Source organism: Vibrio rotiferianus (assembly GCF_002214395.1).
Lineage (GTDB): Bacteria > Pseudomonadota > Gammaproteobacteria > Enterobacterales > Vibrionaceae > Vibrio > Vibrio rotiferianus.
On the sequence record NZ_CP018311.1, the window covers coordinates 1790180 to 1804696 of the forward strand.

At 44.8% G+C, this 14517-nt stretch carries 14 protein-coding genes; 8 read left to right on the top strand and 6 right to left on the bottom strand.

Annotation, left to right across the window (positions count from 1 at the left end; genetic code table 11):
* Nucleotides 1-17 precede the first annotated feature (17 nt).
* From uhpC to uhpT, 4 genes are all read right to left on the bottom strand, one after another.
* A complete protein-coding gene (gene uhpC / locus BSZ04_RS08265; RefSeq protein ID WP_088880138.1) occupies nucleotides 18-1358 on the bottom strand; it encodes an MFS transporter in 1341 nt (446 codons plus the stop codon).
* A 5-nt stretch (nucleotides 1359-1363) separates the two neighbouring features.
* On the bottom strand, nucleotides 1364-2863 hold the full coding sequence (gene uhpB, locus BSZ04_RS08270; protein WP_088880139.1) for a signal transduction histidine-protein kinase/phosphatase UhpB: 1500 nt from the start codon (nucleotides 2861-2863) through the stop codon (nucleotides 1364-1366).
* Entirely contained in the window at nucleotides 2863-3471 is a 609-nt protein-coding gene (gene uhpA / locus BSZ04_RS08275) for a response regulator transcription factor UhpA (RefSeq protein WP_088880140.1), read from the bottom strand. The genes uhpB and uhpA overlap by 1 nt, the downstream gene beginning before the upstream one ends.
* A 183-nt stretch (nucleotides 3472-3654) precedes the next feature.
* On the bottom strand, nucleotides 3655-5052 hold the full coding sequence (uhpT, locus tag BSZ04_RS08280; RefSeq protein ID WP_038883142.1) for a hexose-6-phosphate:phosphate antiporter: 1398 nt from the start codon (nucleotides 5050-5052) through the stop codon (nucleotides 3655-3657).
* Between the two features lie 389 nt (nucleotides 5053-5441).
* Between uhpT and BSZ04_RS08285 the strand changes: the two genes are divergently transcribed.
* The 5 genes from BSZ04_RS08285 (at nucleotide 5442) to BSZ04_RS08305 (ending at nucleotide 10438) form a co-directional block, all read left to right on the top strand.
* Nucleotides 5442-6455, top strand: a complete 1014-nt coding sequence (locus BSZ04_RS08285) for a helix-turn-helix transcriptional regulator (RefSeq protein WP_088880141.1) — start codon at nucleotides 5442-5444, stop codon at nucleotides 6453-6455.
* A gap of 282 nt (nucleotides 6456-6737) precedes the next feature.
* Nucleotides 6738-8069, top strand: a complete 1332-nt coding sequence (locus BSZ04_RS08290; RefSeq protein WP_088880142.1) for a metal-dependent hydrolase family protein — start codon at nucleotides 6738-6740, stop codon at nucleotides 8067-8069.
* Between the two features lie 80 nt (nucleotides 8070-8149).
* Nucleotides 8150-8782 (top strand): DUF3299 domain-containing protein, encoded by a 633-nt coding sequence (locus BSZ04_RS08295; RefSeq protein WP_088880143.1) that lies wholly within the window; start codon nucleotides 8150-8152, stop codon nucleotides 8780-8782.
* A gap of 111 nt (nucleotides 8783-8893) precedes the next feature.
* On the top strand, nucleotides 8894-10120 hold the full coding sequence (locus tag BSZ04_RS08300; protein ID WP_088880144.1) for a carbohydrate porin: 1227 nt from the start codon (nucleotides 8894-8896) through the stop codon (nucleotides 10118-10120).
* Nucleotides 10121-10219: 99 nt separating this feature from the next.
* On the top strand, nucleotides 10220-10438 hold the full coding sequence (locus BSZ04_RS08305; RefSeq protein WP_071236322.1) for a DUF6500 family protein: 219 nt from the start codon (nucleotides 10220-10222) through the stop codon (nucleotides 10436-10438).
* 66 nt (nucleotides 10439-10504) lie between these two features.
* On the opposite strand, the gene BSZ04_RS08310 is transcribed toward BSZ04_RS08305, so the two are convergent.
* Nucleotides 10505-12208 (bottom strand): FAD-dependent oxidoreductase, encoded by a 1704-nt coding sequence (locus BSZ04_RS08310; protein WP_088880145.1) that lies wholly within the window; start codon nucleotides 12206-12208, stop codon nucleotides 10505-10507.
* 151 nt (nucleotides 12209-12359) lie between these two features.
* Between BSZ04_RS08310 and BSZ04_RS08315 the strand changes: the two genes are divergently transcribed.
* Genes BSZ04_RS08315 through BSZ04_RS08325 form a run of 3 tightly spaced genes read left to right on the top strand, consistent with a single transcriptional unit; the run spans nucleotide 12360 to nucleotide 13520 of the window.
* Complete coding sequence (locus BSZ04_RS08315) at nucleotides 12360-12653, top strand: ArsR/SmtB family transcription factor (RefSeq protein ID WP_010451739.1); 294 nt, start codon at nucleotides 12360-12362, stop codon at nucleotides 12651-12653.
* A 25-nt stretch (nucleotides 12654-12678) separates the two neighbouring features.
* A complete protein-coding gene (locus BSZ04_RS08320) occupies nucleotides 12679-13080 on the top strand; it encodes a YeeE/YedE family protein (RefSeq protein ID WP_231896272.1) in 402 nt (133 codons plus the stop codon).
* A gap of 14 nt (nucleotides 13081-13094) precedes the next feature.
* Nucleotides 13095-13520 (top strand): YeeE/YedE family protein, encoded by a 426-nt coding sequence (locus BSZ04_RS08325; protein ID WP_088880146.1) that lies wholly within the window; start codon nucleotides 13095-13097, stop codon nucleotides 13518-13520.
* 34 nt (nucleotides 13521-13554) lie between these two features.
* Here the strand turns inward: BSZ04_RS08325 and BSZ04_RS08330 are convergent, their stop codons facing one another.
* Nucleotides 13555-14418, bottom strand: a complete 864-nt coding sequence (locus BSZ04_RS08330) for an endonuclease/exonuclease/phosphatase family protein (protein ID WP_088880147.1) — start codon at nucleotides 14416-14418, stop codon at nucleotides 13555-13557.
* Between the last annotated feature and the right edge of the window lie 99 nt (nucleotides 14419-14517).

Consider the following 14517-nt stretch of genomic DNA (forward strand, 5'->3'; position numbering starts at 1 on the left):
CTTCTACAATGATGTGTCTACAACCTAAGCTTGGGAGCGAGCGGCTTTCTGGAAGGTTGAGCCTGTAAGAACGGTAATAACAACAAGCCAATAACGGCTGCGCATACCGAGATTGTGATAAAGAAACCAGTCCAGCTGTACTCTTCAAGAATCAATGCCAATGGGTAGCCAGAAAGTGCTGCACCCATGTAAGCAAACAAACCAACAAAGCCCGTTGCTGCACCAGCGGAATCTTTGTGTGAACATTCCGCTGCCGCCATGCCAATCAACATTTGTGGGCCAAACACGAAGAAACCAATCGAGAATAACCCCGCAGCTTGAAAGGCAAAGTTGGTTAACGGCATCAACCAAAGCGCAGCAACAGATAGAAATATGCCTGCTGCAAATAACAGGTTCATTGGACCTCGGTTACCACCGAATAATTTATCCGAGCCCCAACCGGCTACTAGAGAACCAACAAAGCCACCAACCTCAAACATCGACAGCGCAGCGTTAGCATTGATTAGGCTGTAGTGGTGTTGTTCTGTCAGGTACAAGTTACCCCAGTCATTGATGGCGGTACGCACGATGTAAACCAGAACATAACTGAACGCGAGCAACCAAATGTACTTGTTGTTGAACACGTATTGTTTGAGGATCTCTTTGTAGCTAAGACCTTGCCCGTGATTTTCTTGCGCCAGTTCTAACTTGTCATCACGCCATTGACCAACCGTTGGCAGTCCTTGAGTGGTCGGTTTATCGCGCAAGCGCCAACAAACAACCACACCAAGAATCACGCCGATAACGCCCGGTACGATAAAGCCTTCTCGCCAGCTGTAATGGAATGTGAGAAACCCAACAAGTAGGGGAATCAAAGCGCCGCCTACGTTATGAGCAGTGTTCCAAATTGCCCACAAGAACCCACGTTCTGAGCGTGAATACCAAGTGGTAAGTAACTTAGAGCACGAAGGCCAACCCCAACCTTGGAACCAAGCGTTCATTACCCACAGTGCTGCGAGTGCAACCAAAGAGCTAGAGAAGCCAAACGCGATATTGATAAGGCCCGTCGCGATTAAACCGACACCCATAAAAAAGCGAGGGTTAGAGCGGTCGGAAATGGTGCCCGAGATAAACTTCGATAAACCATAGGTGATGTAGAAAAGCGTACCAATCATACCGATATCGGCTTTATCTAAACCTAAATCAGCAATCATCGCTGGTGCAGCGTAGTTAAAGGTTTTACGAGTGAAGTAAAAGCCCGCATAACCAAGATACATGCCCAGCATGATATGCAGACGCCAGTAACGATAGCGTTCATCCACTTGGCCTTTGCTAAGGGGAGCTTGGTTGTAGCTCGGAGACTGAAATAATCCAAACATGCTCGTTACACCTTAGGTAATGTGATGGCGATTTGTGTGCCATCCACATGATCGTTCAAAGAGTAGATATACATTTTTCCACCAAGCGCTTGCACACGTTCTTGCATACCGCGAACGCCCATGCCTTTCATGCAGTCTTCGGTTTTGAAACCAATGCCGTTGTCAGCGATGTTCAACGAAATGTTCTCGTCAATAGACAGCTCGATTACGATAGACGTCGCATTCGCGTATTTAGCTGCGTTGTTTAACGCTTCTTGGCATAAACGGAATAGGGTGACTTTTAGCGTGTCGCCCAAAGACTCATAGTCGCCTTGCCAATCAAGTACAACGCGAGTGCCATGATTGTCGAACTCCATTTCACGGGTTAACTGGTGAACGGAATCTTTCAAATCCAAATCATCGAGCATTTTCGGACGTAGTTTGCTCAGTAGATGTTTGGTGGTGTCATAAACATTGAGTGAGAGGTTCTCGATCATGTCGGCACAGCGCGTGTTCATTTCTGCGTTATCAACGCGCTTAATGATGCTGGCTTGGGTACGAATCGCTGTGATGTTCTGACCAATCTCATCGTGCAGTTCTCTTGCCACGTCACGGCGTACCGACTCTTCCGCTTGAATGAGTTGTCGGGACAAGGTTTGGTTTCTCGACAATTCGCCACGAAGCTTTTGGTTAAGATCTTTTTGTTTCTGCACCGCTAAACCGAGCATGATGCCAGTTAGGGTTTGTGCCGAAAGGGATAACAGAAGGTCAGTGATTTCCAGATTCGAAACACCGCTTCGCGCAGCAATCAGCGCGATACTATTTAACATGGTCGCAAGCAGTGCACCTTGCCAGCCGTAGCGTAGCGCAAGCACAATGATTGGGATTGCCATACAGAAAGGTGCAAATCGAGCCAGTTCATCAGGCAAGCTGGTTTGAACCAAAATGCTGGCAACCAACAGCACGCTATAAAGCAGAATATGACGAACTTTGAATTGAACTTCGTTGGCTAACAAGTTCGAGGTCAGCGGTGACCAAGGGCTTTGGAAGAGATAATTCCAGAGCAAGTAACACATCGGCAGCACCAACAAGCCGCCAGCAATGCTCGCTAACCATGCCATGTAGACAGATTGGACGTGATAACCAACCGCAAGTACGTTGATGCAAGACGTCACGAGCAACACGACCGCCATCACCGCTAAATGCTGGTTCTGATCGCCTTTGTAATAACGCTTAGCAAGGTAAACCACGGGAATACTCAACACACTTGCCACCAATACCATCAACCATTGTGGCTGCTCAAGTAGCAGAGCCAGTGCAACGGTCAATCCCCATTCGGCGAGATAAATCGTTGTCCAATACTTTGTGCGCGTGTGCAGTGTTAGACCCAAACGCAACGCGAAGGGAAACAACAATATCGCCAGTTCGGCATCGTTTACAAAGTAATAAGCGATCACCCACAGACAGAACCACGAGCATCCTGTCATGAACAAACCGCAAATGGAGGTGATGGTGTAGCTACGCATTAAAACGACTCTTGCGAGAACAGTTTGGCGAGCTCAACGTTGTTCTTTACGCCAAGCTTATCCATGGCATTTGCACGGTGAACGTGAACCGTTTTATGGCTTAAGCCAAGCTCAGTGGCGATAGACTTCACATCCAAGCCACGAGCCAGCAATTGGCACACTTCGTTTTCTCGGCGAGTCAGTTGAGTCAGCGTCGCCGCTTTGTCACTTGGTGTTGCGAGCTTTAACGCAATGTCGGGCGTTAGGTAACAACCGCCTGAAGCACTGGTTCTTACGGCTTGAATCAACTCGTCAGGGCTACAACGTTTACTTAGGTAACCTTTCGCACCGAGTTTAAGTGACTTTTCAACCATTGCGGGTGAGTCATGCACACTTAGCATGATACAAGCAATGCCTGAGGGGATTTCGGAGAGTAGGGTAAGCCCACTTTCGTCTGCCATCGAGATATCTAGGATAACCACATCTGGCTTGCACGCAGGTAATCCCACTCGAGCTTCTGCTACCGAGCTAAATTCACCTACAACATTCATATCTGTTTCAAGGCTCAACAACTGAGCAAATCCAGAACGAACAATGACATGGTCATCGACAAGCGCTACGTTAATCATCTTAAATACCAAACTTCAGCAATACACAAACGAAAATGAGCTCAATACCAATTGGCGCGAGATAGGAGACAATCCTTTGGCACCTTTGATATAGAGAGCTCAATAAAAACCTACAATGATACTAAATTGTCCCAGTTTATTTAATGATCTCGCGCGCTTTGACTGGCAAAGCGCGCGAGTTGGTTAAGCTTGGTTTTCGGCGAGTTCAAGCTTCTTCTTGTTTTGACGAATCTTTTTCTCTTCCGCGATAGCTACGAAAGCAAGCAAAACAATACAAATCATGGCGGAGGTATCTAGGGCAGCAAACGTACCTTTCCAACCAGTTAGACCAAAGATTGGTGTGCCATCCGCAATCATACCAAGACCCAGTTTCGCGAAGCTGTCACCAATTAGGTAAGCGAATGTGCCTTTGACGCCATCTGCAACACTGATTGCTTTTTTAGGAACAAAGCCAACCGCAGCAACACCGATAAGAAGTTGAGGACCAAACACTAGGAAGCCAAGAACAAATAGCGACGCTAGGTACATGAACTCGCTGGTTGCGTGTTGGTAGAACTCAAGTGAGACGATGATCAAACCCAAAGAAACACAAGCCACTAACGCACGGCGACCGTTTGCAAGGTCAGACAGGTAACCCCACATCAATGTGCCGACTAACGCACCCACTTCGAATAGGGTAAAGCCAGAGATTGCAGCTTCTTTTGATAGGCCAAGTTCTTGGTATGCGTAAACCGTTGACCATTGGTCGATACCGATACGCACGATGTAAAGGAAGATGTTTGCGAAGCAAAGTAGCCAGATTACTTTGTTTTTCAGAACGTACTCAACAAAGATCTCTTTCTTAGTCATTTGATTTTCTTCAGCCGCTTCGTCTTCTTCGCTGACTGCTTCATCAAATAGCTCTTCTACTTTACCTAGACCATATGCTTCTGGAGAGTCATTACCAAAACGCATACCGATGAAACCAACGATGATCGCGATGATAGAAGGGAATACGAACATGCCGATTACGTGACCGTCGAACAAGTAGTTAGCACCAAACAGAGCGACACCAGCAGCACCTGCACCACCTACGTTGTGAGACATGTTCCAAAGGCCTAGGTAAGAACCACGCTTGTTACGCGGCGTCCACTTAGTAATGGTCGAGTAACTAGAAGGGCCACCAGTACTTTGGAAGAAACCACTTAGTGCGTAGAACGCCACCATCAAGAACAAGCTCGCGCTGCCACCGCCCATGCTGAAGCTGAAACCAAGCATTGCCAGACCAGAAAGGATAAGCATGAAAGGAAGGAACTGCTTGGTATTCTTACCATCGGCGTAGTAGGAAACCACGGTCTTACCGATACCGTAAGTGATCGAGAAACCCAGACCAATCAAACCTAGATCTGTCATCGACAAACCGTAAGTAGAAATCATGTCGTTTTGTGCGACGTTGAAGTTTTTACGGATCAGGTACATGGTCAAGTAACCAATGAATACCACTAGGTAAGATTGGATAAATGGTTTGAACCACATTTTTCTACGCGCTTCGACTGGAAGGTCTAGGGTAGGCTTCCGGACTTGTTCAAGGAATTTTAACATCGTGAACTCTCTTGTATTAGTGTGATGCACTTGCGTGCTCGCTTTCTTTTAACTGTCGGCGATTGTAGAGAGTCCGCTTTTGAACCACATGAGAGGAGGGCTTAGATCGACTAGGAAAAATTCCTAGAAAACTAAAATTGAACCTGAAAGCGTGAAAATCGTCACATTCATAGTTCTATAAATAGAAGTGCGAACAAGTATATATGGCGTGAATTGGCAAGTATTAATATGGCTGCAGAGTTATGTTCTCATATCTAGACGAATAGACTCGTCTAACCCTGAGTGAGTCGTCTCTCAATATCACATAGCACTTAGGGCACGACTAATGACAGCATGGACGTTTGTGCATAAACTAGAATAATCCTCGGTATTTTAAGATGATAGCTTGCATGCCCAATACAGATATCCCTTTGGTCCACTCGGAAGAAGTAAAGTTGTTTGCCACGATGCTCAATGAACTCGATGGCGATATTCATTCCTTACTTGAAACCGCACGTATGCCACAAGATATTCTGTCCAATAATTCCCTTGATACGTTTGTTCCGGAAAGTGCACTAAAGTCAGTATTCCAAACCTTAGGTGAGCGTGCATCGCCTGAGAAGTTTGCCTTGCTAACTTGGACGCTTTGCCACGACATCTACGTTCCTAGGTTTGCCAATCAAATTACCCAAACGCACTCACTTAAAGCGGCATTAGAAGAAGTCTCTGAACTGCTAAAACAGATCTCCGATAACGTCAGTATTTCTGTCCAATCTAGTGGCGGTAAATGGTGGCTCGTCAGAGAAAAGCAGGACGCAGAAAGAGAATGGTTTCGTTATGCAGAAATGTTCTCCGCCATGTTTATGAATGAATTGTTGAAGAAGTTGATTGGTACGCAATGGAGACTAGCAGAAGTCGGAATCCAAGATGTCGAAGCAGAGCCGTTCCACCAACTCCCGGGAATGAAAAGTGCCCAGTTTTTTACTGGACGCCCCGTTACCGCAATTTCTATTCCTAATGAATGGATTGATAAAGCGATAGTTTTTTCGCCATCACAAGCCGTTCATCATACAGCTATTCGTGGTGATGACGATAAGTTTAGTGCCGCCTTAGCAAGAGCACTAACCCCATACCTCTCTATGGGTAAAATCTCGATTCAGTTTGCTGGTGAATTGATTGATATGAATGCTCGAACCATTCAAAGACGCCTAGCAAATGAGAACACAACTTATCGCGAAGTGATTGAAGGACTAGTGCTTAAACAAACACTAGAACTGTTAGCAGATCGTGACCTGAGTATCACGCACATTGCGCTCAAAACAGGCTATTCAGATTCTGCTCATTTCACCCGTGCGTTTAAGCGAATGATGAATCTCACGCCTAAAGCATATCGTCAGTCTTTGTTGAGCCCCTCCGCTAAATGAAACGTAACACATTAAGCCTCTGAATAATCGGAGGTTTTCGACTTAAGTCACATTTCTATAACAATATCCGCATGTTGTCATGTAAAGGCAATTAACCCTGCTTGAACTTCTTCATTATTACTCCTAGTTTTAACGTAAGCCGTCTGTTTCATATGTACTTTTTGTATTTGGTGATTATTTGTTTTTGGTTATCACTGAATCAGGCGCCCTCATAACACCACTGTTCTTACAGGGAAGTTATAGGAAATGGACCCCAACTATCCAAAAAACGTAGGTGTAATAATGACAATTTCTAAGAAGAACCTTTCTTTCATTGCGCTATCTTGTGCATTTTCCTTAAACGCGAATGCAGCCTCGACACTGTTTACTAACGTGGATGTTTTTAATGGTACGGATGAAAAGCTTCTTCAAAACCAGAACGTCTTAGTCGTTGATAACATGATTAAGGAAATCTCATCGAAGCCAATTAAAACCGACAAGAAGACTACGACGATTAACGGTGAGGGCTTAACCATGATTCCTGGCTTGATCGATATGCACTCCCACATGTGTATTCAGGAGGGTATGTTGGTAGGCCGAGACGGTTATGACCAAATGGCGATGGGCGCTCGTGCTCACGTTTCGATGATGCAGTATCTCGACCAAGGCTTTACAACCGCTCGTGACGCTGGCTGTAATATTCTTGGAATAGCAAAAGCAATCAACAATGGTTTGCTTGAAGGGCCGAGATTGTTCCCAGCTGGCGGTTTCTTGAGCCAAACTGGTGGTCACGCGGATACAGGCAGCTTTAACGATGTTCCTGGGCGTGTTGATGATCTTGAACGTCATGGTTTTGGCTATATCGTCGATGGCGAAACGGAAGCTCGCCGAGCCGCACGTCAGAACCTTCGATCAGGAGCAACTCAAATTAAAATCATGGCTGGCGGTGGTGTTGCGAGTGAGTTCGATCCAATTCACATGACGCAATTCTCCAAACAAGAAATGGAAGCGATTGTAGGCGTAGCCGAAGATTACGGCACTTATGTCATGGCACACGCTTATCATGATCGTTCGGTTAACCGTGCCATTGATGCTGGCGTAAAAGTGATTGAGCATAACTTCTTAATTTCCGAAGAAACCATTAAGCGAATGAAAGAAAAGGGTGTGGCACTTTCTGCACAAGCGGTGATGTCTCTCGAAGCGTTTGCCGAACCTGAAAAGATCACCTTCTTCAGTCCAGATCAAAAAGCCAAAGCGACCAAGGTAAACGAAGGCGCGAAACAAATGTTTGAATGGGCACGTAAATACGACCTGTTGATTGTGACGGGCGGCGATATGTTTGGTCCGGCTTACAATACACGCCAAGCAGATAATATGGTATGGATGGAAAAAGTCGGGTTTACGCCGTATCAGATCATGAAAATGGGCACATCGAACGCAGCGGAAGTCTTGAGCTGGTCGGGTGGTATGAACCCTTATAAATACGGAAAACTAGGCGTGGTAGAGCCGGGGGCTTATGCTGATGTTGTGCTGGTGGACGGAAATCCTCTGCAAGACATCACAATTCTTAACGATTACCAAGATAAATTCAAAGTAATTATGAAAGACGGCAAGATCCACAAGAACACCTTGTAGTAAACTCTTTCGACTATTTGGGGGCACAGGTTGTCCCCAAATTTTTCTCAAAAAGACAAAGAACCTATTCAAGGGAACGTATGAAGAAGTACCTATTGGCTGGCTTAGTTTTGCTAGCTTCATCGAATGTATCTGCCGATCAATTGAGCTGGGAGCAACTGCTGCCGGTGAATGTTCCTCAAATAGAAGACCCATTTGTAAAACTCACCGATCAACAGCTTTTCGAACTTGGTTCTCTTGCTAGGTATCGCGATTCTCAAAATCTCAATGACCAGCAAAAGCAAACCATGAAAGAGTTGGAAGATAGCTTAAAAGCGGACGATCTAGATATTGAATGGCTGTTCAAAAAGCGCAAAGAAATTACTCAACATCGTCGCATGCTAGCGTCGACGCCAAACGTAACACTAACAGAAGAAACGTATGAAATTCCTGGTTTTGTAACGCCTGTAGAATTTAAAAATGACGTTGTCACAAAATTCTTTCTTGTTCCAACCATGGGCGCTTGTATCCATACACCACCACCACCAGCAAACCAGATTGTATTAGTCGATTACCCGAAAGGCCTAAAGCTCACATCTCTTTACGAACCTATTTGGGTTAAAGGGGATCTGCACATTAAAAAGGCCAAAGCGGATGTATCTTATTCGGATGGAGCTGCAAACGTAGAGACTATTTACCAAATGGATGATGTCTCTATTCGACCTTATCAGTAAGAATCGAATACAGAAAATCCAGAAAGCAGTGAGCTGTCGCTTAATGGCAATTTTCAAAAATCTGAATCATTAAACTCTTGTTGTATACATCAACTTAATGAGAAGCCAGATATGAAAGTAACTGTTCCAAAGCTTAGTTCTATCGCTCTTTCACTTGTAGTGGCGTCATCGGTTAACGCGGCAAACTTCGGTAGCCCAAATTCGGTAGACAATACCATTACAGAAAACACTCGCGAAAAACGTACATGGCGAGAGTCGCTGGCCGAAGAGCATAACTTAACGTTTGGTTTGGATTACCAAGCGCTTGGCTTAACTGCCTCTGACCCACAACGTGCCGGTGAAGATGCCGCAAGTGCTGGCGTAGCGCGTTTTTATGGTAGTTGGAATTTGGTTGGTCTTGAATCTGGTAATACTGGTGGATTGGTTTGGAAAGTGGAACACCGCCATGCTTACAGTGAATTATCGCCAAAAGAGTTTAGCTTTATCGGTAACGGGTTAGGTTACGCGGGCATGATTGGTTCTGCATATAGCGATCAAGGCGCGCGTTTAACCAACCTTTACTGGCAGCAGCAACTGAATGGTGGAAAAACCGCGTTCATGGTCGGCTTTTTAGATACAAGTGACTATGTTGATACATATGCATTAGCCAGTCCTTGGACAGGTTTTACTAACCTTGCTTTCAGTACAGGTGGAGGGGCAATTGGTCTGCCTGATGATGGTATTCTTGGCTTAGCCGTTGGACACATGCTGACAGATAACTTCTATATGGTTGCTGGTGTGGCTGATGGTAAAGGTCGTTCAGACAAGCCTTTTGATGGCTTCGACACCTTATTCAACGATCATAAATTGTTTACCACGTTTGAACTGGGTTGGACGGCTTCTCAAGATCAAATCTATACCGATAACGTCCACCTAACGGCGTGGCATTTGGATGGTGATACCCAGCATAACTTGACGAATAAAGACAGCGGGCAGGGGATTAACTTCTCAGCAAGTTACTTTGCAACAGAGCAATTAATGCCATTTATTCGTGGTGGTTTCTCTGAAGGTGATGTGGCGCTTTATGATCGCTCTCTAACAGCGGGGATTGGTTACTTTGGTTTAGGTAAGCCAACCAACAACCTCGGCTTCGCGGTTAACTGGAGCCATGTTAACGATAATCTAGAACACGCTTATGGTGTGGATGACTCTGAACAATTTACCGCCGAGCTTTACTACAACATGCAGTTGAACGATTACATTCAAATCACACCGGATATTCAGTACATCAAAGATCCTGCATTTTCGAACAAAAGTAGTACTTGGGTGTTAGGCCTGCGCGCGAGAATATTCATCTAGATGATTATGTTTATTTGTCTTACCATTAATAACTGTATATAAATACAGTTATTCTGTTTTTGGGTTAATTTTGCTTCGGCAAAGAGAAAAGGAAAGGCAATGAACCTCGCGTTAAGAAACAAAATCATTCAGGTGTGTAGGAAGAAAATAGAGCAGAAAGGCGACAATGTTGGTGTGTCCTTTTATGCCTTTTTCGCTAATAAGAATGACAATCCTGAGCTATTGATGGAAGCCGCAACCTGGTGGATTCAAACTCATCAACTCGACCACTTCGAAAAAGCGACCAGAATTATTCATTTGGTCGAATCCGAAATGTAGAAAGGGGCACATTACGTGCCCCTTTTTTATTTTCAGCCCTAAACCTTAGATTTTTAGAATCAGAGATTAAGCGTTTGCGAACTTGTAAGTACGGTAACCGCCAAGTAGGTTACGTGCTTTAAACCCTGAGTTGACCAGTTGACGATAAGCGACGTTACCGCGTAAACCGACCTGACAATAAATCACGATCTCTTTGTCTTTCGGCAGTTCATTCATACGTTGGCGAAGTTGGTCGACAGGAATATTGATCGCGCCTTCAATGAAACCTACAGATTCCAATTCTCCCGGATTACGAACATCAAGCAGAACTTGGTCCTCTGACAGGTTGTCGATTTCATCAAAGTGAATCGCAGTTGCATCGCCTTTAATGATGTTGCTGGCAACAAAAGCTGCTTGGTTAATCACGTCTTTTGCAGAGCCATACGGTGGCGCATAAGTTAATTCTAGATGCTGAAGCTGTTCTACCGTCATTCCAGCACGTTGAGCTACGGCCATTACGTCAATTCGCTTATCGACACCATCTTTACCTACGGCTTGCGCCCCTAAGATCTTGCCGGATGCAGGATCAAACAACATTTTGAATGATACAGTTTCTGAACCAGGGTAGTAGCTAGCATGGCTTGCGGCATGAACATACACTTTTTCATAAGCGATGCTTTCACGTTTAAGCTGTTTCTCATTTTTACCGGTAGAAGCCACTGCTAAATCAAAGATCTTACAGATCGCAGTACCTTGTGTTCCTTGGTAAGTTTCTTGGCGACCAAGCATGTTGTCTGCCGCCATACGGCCTTGACGGTTTGCTGGGCCTGCCAACGGAACAAGCGTTTGTTCACCAGTTACGAAGTCTTTCTCTTCGACTGCATCACCAACCGCATAGATTGAGGGATCGCTGGTTTGCATGTATTCGTTGGTGTAGATACCTCCGAGGGCGCCAATTTGTAGACCCGCTTCTTGTGCGAGTTTTGTCTCAGGACGCACACCAATCGCCATGATCAGGATATCGGTATCCAGTTGCTCACCATTGTTGAGTGATAGTGTTAGTTTGCCTTGCAGGTGTTGATGCTCATCATCTTCACCTGCTTCTGTGTTAGCGACAGATTGGTTCGCAACGTATTCGACCGAAGAAAGGGCAACGCCTAAGCGTAGGTCGACGCCTTTCTCACGAATCTCGGCATGAGCGAAGCCAGCCATTTCACGGTCTACTGGCGTCATTACTTGATCCGCCATTTCAACTAATGTGGTTTTCACGCCTAGCTGGTGGAATGCTTCCATCATTTCTAAGCCAATAAACCCTCCACCAACAACCGTTGCATGTTCAACTTTGTTAGTCTCAATTGTTTTGATGATGCCATCCATGTCAGGGATGTTACGCAGAGAATGCGTCAGTGGGTTGTCAATGCCCGGAATAGGCGGGACAACTGGACCTGCACCAGGGCTTAATAGAAGAAAATCGTAGCTTTCTTGGTATTCAGAACCATCAAGTAAGTTCTTTATGGTTACGCTTTTGTCTTGACGATTAATTGAAACCACTTCGTTCATCACACGAACGTCTACGTTGAAGCGGGTTAAAAAACTCTCCGGAGTTTGAAGTAGTAATTTGCTGCGTTCTTGGATGTCACCACCAATGTGGTATGGCAAACCACAGTTTGCGAAAGAAACAAATGGACCGCGTTCAAACATAATGATTTCTGCGTCTTCACTAAGACGACGGGCACGAGCTGCTGCAGACGCACCGCCAGCAACGCCACCAATAATCACGATTTTGCTCATGGATTTCTCCTACTGAATGATCGAAAACGCCTACACCTTACTTAAATAAATTAGCAGTGTCTAATGTTATTTATTCTACATTAGCATTGACTTAATGATGTTAATTAGTAATATCTAATAAAATTTAACGTATTGATGAGGGGGCATAAGAATGGGCGACAGTATGCTACAAAGCGCAACTGAAGCGAGTGATCTACTTAAAATTATGGCTCATCCAGAGCGTTTAATCGTAATGTGCAAGCTGATAGAGGGCGAAAAAGGGGTTGGAGAGTTGTTTGAAGGTTCTACTTTAACCCAATCTGCTTTTTCACAACATTTAACCGTTTTGAGAAAACACGACATTATCAAAGCCCGCAAGGTTTCTCAGCACGTCTTCTATTCTATTTCAGATGAAAGAGTTGGGCCGCTTATTGAAGCGTTTAACCAAGTTTTCTGTAAGCAATAATTCAAACTTTATTTTGGTGGTAGCTATGTTTGAAGTTCCTTGGATGTCGTTATTAGGCGGCATAATGGTTGGCGCATCGGCAGTTATATTGATGTTATTTACTGGTAAGACTGCTGGAATTAGTGGGATCTTAAATGGTGCACTTGAGAATGCAGACCGTGTTTGGCGAATAGTCTTCTTAATTGCGATGGCATTGGGCGGTGTTTTTGCCGTTTATGCCCTTGGCGGACACGTACCAACTGAGTATAGCGGTTCTCTTGGTTTGGTTGTCGTTGCTGGTTTACTTGTCGGAATCGGTACCCGTATAGGTAATGGTTGTACGAGTGGTCATGGTATCTGTGGGATGGGGCGTTTCTCTGTCCGTTCTGTTGTCGCGACGTGTACTTTTATGGCAACAGCCATGTTAACCGTCTTGCTAGTATCGTGAGGAATAGTGTCGTTATGAAAAATGTTAAGCAAATTTCCATCGTTGCATTTTCTGGTATTCTTTTTGGTATTGGTATGGTGATTTCCGGTATGGCTGACCCGGCAAAGGTGATTGGTTTTCTTGATATCACAGGTGCATGGGATCCAAGCTTATCCTTTGTTATGGGCGGGGCTCTTGCTATTTTCGTTCCTGCTTATCTTCTATTAATAAAGCCAAGAAATGAATCTGTGTTTGGTGACGAGATCATATGTCCGACTTCAAAAGCGATAGATAAAAAGTTGGTTGTTGGTGCGGCACTGTTTGGTATCGGGTGGGGCTTGTTGGGAGTGTGTCCGGGTCCTGCGGTTGCCAGCCTTTTCACTGGCAACACGCAAGCCCTGCTATTTATTGCAGCGATGCTGGTCGGTTCGTTCACCGCCAAAAGAATGGTTCATGGCTAAAGAGTTTTTCAGCGCTAGAAAGAGTTCTTCAATGCTAAAAAGTGAGCGTCGTAGAAACCGGGCAATGGTCACTCAGTTTATAGTCAAGCACATCTTGTGTTTTGAAAACGGTTTGTACACCAGAAGATGCATTTAAATCACCGCTCACAATAATGTGGTCTATCACTGAGCGGAATTGGTGGGTTTTATTCGGATTACGATTAGAACGCACCTTACATTCCGCTTTGGTGTTTTTGGTCACTAGCTTTGCATCGGTATTGTCCGATAGCACTTCCCATAACCAATCACCTCGATAACTTAGGTTGTGGTTAAAGTCGCCCAGCACGACATATTGTTGTTGATTGTCCTCGCGCGCTTTTATCCACTTGGCTAGCGCCTGTCCTTGTTGTTTCACAATCTTACAATCGCGGTTATTGCGATACGCGCCACTGCAACCCGCTTTTAGATGTACAGAGAGTAGGTGAGTCTCTTCATCTTGATTTGGATTCAAAACAAGGTAGCTAGCGAAGCGCAGCTTGCTATTGACTCGTGTGATAGAAAAATCGGGCTTATCTAACACACTCACACCGCTACGTACTGCGAAGCCCGTGTACTGATTGGTGTCGTTGAACTGAAGATGTTGGTTAGACTTGTTAGCGCGATCAGACAGATAGATAGTGAAATTATTACCAACGGCTTTTTGTATAGCAGCGGCGCTTTCTACTTCTTGGAAAGCAAGAATGTCCACCTGGGTTTTATCCACATAGTGGTTCAGTTTTTCAAAATCTTGTGATGTTCTAGAAACTTTACTGCCATCTATAGATAACCATTCAATATTCCAGCTGGTTAATTTGATTGAATTTTGAGCAAATGAAAAAGAACTAAAAAGTAATATCGTCGTAACAAAAAGTGATCGCATTTTGGTCTGTTGCACTCCTATTTTTTAGCGCATTCCTTTCCATCCTTTATCCTATAAGACCTCTAAAAAAAGCAAGTGGATTTCGCTCCAATTTTGCAA